Source organism: Vibrio sp. V03_P4A6T147 (assembly GCF_002241085.1).
Lineage (GTDB): Bacteria > Pseudomonadota > Gammaproteobacteria > Enterobacterales > Vibrionaceae > Vibrio > Vibrio anguillarum.
Genome location: NZ_NDIO01000074.1, coordinates 1 through 3682 on the forward strand (window position 1 = coordinate 1; position 3682 = coordinate 3682).

The following is a 3682-nucleotide window of genomic DNA, read 5'->3' on the forward strand; positions in this document are numbered from 1 at the left end:
TCTATAGATAGCCACTCTCTTGCAAACCAATGATGAATATAACTGTGTGAAATATCCCCAATTTGGTTGCAGATAACATTTCTTACAACAACTGATTGCAGCCAACAGCGCTGCCATCTATGGTGACAAAAAATCATTCACTATATAGGTGTCGAGATGAAATTTACTCAACAAAATATCGCCGAGCTCAATCTACTCCTCCAATTTGATTTAAGCAGCGCTGCGACTGGCATTAAAGTCCGTAATGATGCGTCTGACGACATGCAATCCGCCGTTCAACGTCTTTACGAAAAAGGTCTGTGTACATTACCTGATGGTGGCTATTTGACGGATGAAGGCATCGAAGTGGCAGAGCATGCAGAGCGCGTGCTGCGCGTTTTGAACTCTTAATCTAGCCTGCAAAGGCAGCCGTGACTCTGCTGGCTGCCTTGTCCCCTTTAAAAACCGCCCTTCTTTATTTGGCCATTCGCTCAATCCAACGTTGATAGGGCTGAATTCGATCATATCCCCAGTTAAACAGTGTGGTGTAGATAAAGAAAAAGGTCAGAAACCCAGCTTCCAAAATCAACGCATCCCACATCGATACGTCTAAAACCCAAGCGATCACCGGAATAGAAATAAAGACGAGCCCACCTTCAAAACCGGCCGTGTGTAATAAGCGTAAGCTAACCGTACGCGCTAATCGGTTGGTACCAAATACTCGGTCGAACAAAACGTTGTATAGATAGTTCCACGCTACGGCAAATAGGCTCAAACCAATACCTATCATGGCTAAATCCCCCGTTCCCTGTCCTGTCAGCAATGCGGAAATTGGAATAATTAACGCTAATGCGGTCACTTCAAACGTTATTGCATGGAAAAGGCGCTCTTTCATCGACAACTCTCTCATTGACATCATTTTTCTCCTCTTTATTCTTCGTCTGAGGTGTTGAATGGACTCATCTTCATCTATATTGAAGATACTAAAAAGTTAGATAGTATCGGTAAATGAGATATGTTGAGTATTGATCAGTTGCAAGCCTTCACCGCAACCGTTGAGAGTGGCTCTTTCTCCGGCGCGGCAAGACAGTTGGGCAAAGTTCAATCGGCCGTTAGCCAACACATCATCAATTTAGAAATTGATTGCGGTGTAGAACTGTTTGATCGCTCCGGCCGCTATCCACGATTAACCGCGCAAGGCGAGCGACTTCTACCGTATGCGCAAGCGACGTTGCAGCAACATCAACGCTTAGCACAACAAGCACAACTGCTTGCTTCATCACCCAATCAACAGCTTTCGCTTGCGATGGATGAAGGGATCCCGTTACAAGAGTTAACTCATTTATTCAAACAGTTAGCCACACAGTTTCCACACATTGAAATTGAATGTTTAAGTGCATCAAGTACCGATGTAATTGAGATGGTGGAACAAGGTCGCGCTGGCTGTGGGATCATCTTCAGTGAATTGGCCTTACCGAATAACCTTGATTTTGAAAATGTCGGTTCAATCCGTTTTGATGTTTATGTGGCCGCAGAGCATGAATTGGCTCAGCATCAAGCGCCCCATATCGATATGCTAAGATTGCATCGCCAACTCGTTATCCGCTCACGCAGCCATAAAACCAGCAGTTTCCATCAAGCCTTTAGCCCCGAGATATGGTACGCCGATAACTACTATCTATTATTAGAGATGGCGTTAAGCGGTTTAGGATGGTGTTTGCTGCCAAGCTATTTAGCCGAAAGTGAACAAGCGATGGGGAAATTAGTGCGTGTCCCTGTTGAGTTTGAACAGCTGGCTTGGTATACCAACATTGATGTCATTCAGCACCAGCGCATGAGCGCCGATCCTATCCATAAAATGGTCAGGCAGTTGTTGCGCCAGCTTAGCCCACTCACCGATGCCTGATCGGCATACAATCAATACAGGATGTACATTTTATGATCACCATTACCCTTATTGGCGCAGGTTGGCTAGGCCTTCCTCTAGCGCAAGCTCTTACCGAAAACCACCAAGTCTATGCCAGCCGCACCCAAACGGCAGGAATACTTGAGTTAACGCAACATGGCATCACAGGCTTTGTATGCGATCTTTCTCTGCGCGACCAAAGTTTATCGCAGCACTTTATTGCTCAAAAAAGTGAGATTGTGATAGGTAGCTTTCCACCCGGTTTTCGCAAGGGAAGAGGGCAAGAGTATGCGCAGCAGTGGCAGCATTTAGTCAAGCAAGCAAAGCTGGCTAATGTGCGTAAAATAGTCATGGTCAGCTCAACCAGCGTCTATCCTGACACTGCACAACCAATGAGTGAACAGGATGCCTCCTTGTCACTGGCGCAAAATGACTCAAACTTCAGTGAAGGAGCACGAATCATGTTACAAGCCGAACAACACGTTATCGATTCAGGGCTAGATTATGTCATTGTACGCTGTAGTGGCTTGATCGGACCAAACCGTCATCCCTCACGATTTGCAGCGCGTTTGGCGCAAGTCAGCCAGCTTGCACCAGCTAATATGTTGCATCAAAAAGACGCCATTGGTGCACTGATTTTTGCCAGCGAAAAACTCTCCAACCAGGTCGTTAACGCCACCACACCACAAACCGTGAGTAAAGCTGAGTTTTATCAAGCCGCGTTGGCGGCCGCCGAGCTAGACTCACCATTGCCGCCAATTGTCGATATTGCAGACAAACGCATCTTAAGCGACAAGCTGAGCCAATTGGGCTATCAATTTCATTATTCACACACGTTAGAGGCACTGGCACTGAATGAGTAAACATCTCTACCAACACATTGAAACCTTGTGGCAGTACATGCAGATGAAGCATGAGCTCGTCGCGGCCGATATCATTATGGTGTTTTGCAGCAATGATTTGCGCGTGGCTGAGTATGCTGCACATTTGTACCAACAAAATCTGGCTCCCTACCTTCTTTTCTCAGGCGGACAAGGGCGTTTTACTGAGGGTAAATTTGCTAAAAGCGAAGCAGAAACCTTTGCTGACATAGCCAAAGATTGTGGCGTCCCAACCCACGCGATTTTACTGGAAAAAAAGGCGACTCACTCTGGAGAAAATGTACGATTTAGTCACCATCTATTGGCAGAAAAATCGATCACTGCGCAACGTATTATTGTGGTTCAAAAACCCTTCATGGAACGTCGTGCCTACGCCACATTTGTTAAGCAGTGGCCCGCCCCATTTGAGTCATTGATGGTGACCTCTAGCGGAGAGACATTTTTCGATTATCTTGATGAGGATTTCACCGTTGATGTTGTACTGAGTGCGCTATTAGACGATTTTGTGCGAGTCCGCGACTACCCAGCACAAGGATTTCAGATTGAGCAACCGATCCCAGACGATGTGACACTTGCTTACCAAGTTCTGAGTCAATTTGAGTGGTAACACAAGTTATGGGGCATACAAAGTTGTGGAGCATACAAAATAGATAGGGAGGCTTAAACCCTGTCTCTTGATCACAAGTCTGGTGAATCAAGAGACTTAGCCAGTTCATACCCTTCAAGGATGGTTTGTAACCTAAACCATCCTTGCCATAATGTCTTTATAGAAGCACGACCCGTTCGCTTTGTATTCTTCCAACCCCCTAATCGAGCAATACCTCTGTAAGCCCATGATATGTCCGGAGCTTCCTTCGGTAGCCCTTTTCTTTCTAGCTTTAGCCACATTAGCTTCCATGCTTTGCCTTTTAATATC

At 45.9% G+C, this 3682-nt stretch carries 6 protein-coding genes; 4 read left to right on the forward strand and 2 right to left on the reverse strand.

Annotated features, from left to right (window positions below; genetic code table 11):
* The first annotated feature begins 156 nt into the window (after nt 1–156).
* Nucleotides 157–390, forward strand: coding sequence for a TIGR02647 family protein (locus B9J84_RS02530; protein WP_010318620.1), 234 nt, complete (start codon nt 157–159; stop codon nt 388–390).
* A gap of 64 nt (nt 391–454) precedes the next feature.
* On the opposite strand, the gene B9J84_RS02535 is transcribed toward B9J84_RS02530, so the two are convergent.
* Entirely contained in the window at nt 455–898 is a 444-nt protein-coding gene (locus B9J84_RS02535; RefSeq protein ID WP_094123461.1) for a PACE efflux transporter, read from the reverse strand.
* 96 nt (nt 899–994) lie between these two features.
* Here B9J84_RS02535 and B9J84_RS02540 point away from each other — a divergent pair, with 96 nt between their 5' ends.
* Genes B9J84_RS02540 through B9J84_RS02550 form a run of 3 tightly spaced genes read left to right on the forward strand, consistent with a single transcriptional unit; the run spans nt 995 to nt 3373 of the window.
* Complete coding sequence (locus B9J84_RS02540) at nt 995–1885, forward strand: LysR family transcriptional regulator (protein WP_094123462.1); 891 nt, start codon at nt 995–997, stop codon at nt 1883–1885.
* A 32-nt stretch (nt 1886–1917) separates the two neighbouring features.
* Nucleotides 1918–2748, forward strand: a complete 831-nt coding sequence (locus tag B9J84_RS02545; protein WP_094123463.1) for an NAD(P)H-binding protein — start codon at nt 1918–1920, stop codon at nt 2746–2748.
* Complete coding sequence (locus tag B9J84_RS02550; RefSeq protein WP_094123464.1) at nt 2741–3373, forward strand: YdcF family protein; 633 nt, start codon at nt 2741–2743, stop codon at nt 3371–3373. Before B9J84_RS02545 ends, B9J84_RS02550 begins: the two co-directional genes overlap by 8 nt.
* Before the next feature lie 71 nt (nt 3374–3444).
* Here the strand turns inward: B9J84_RS02550 and B9J84_RS02555 are convergent.
* Nucleotides 3445–3682: IS4 family transposase (locus tag B9J84_RS02555; RefSeq protein WP_272925450.1), on the reverse strand; the 238-nt coding region annotated here is incomplete at its 5' end.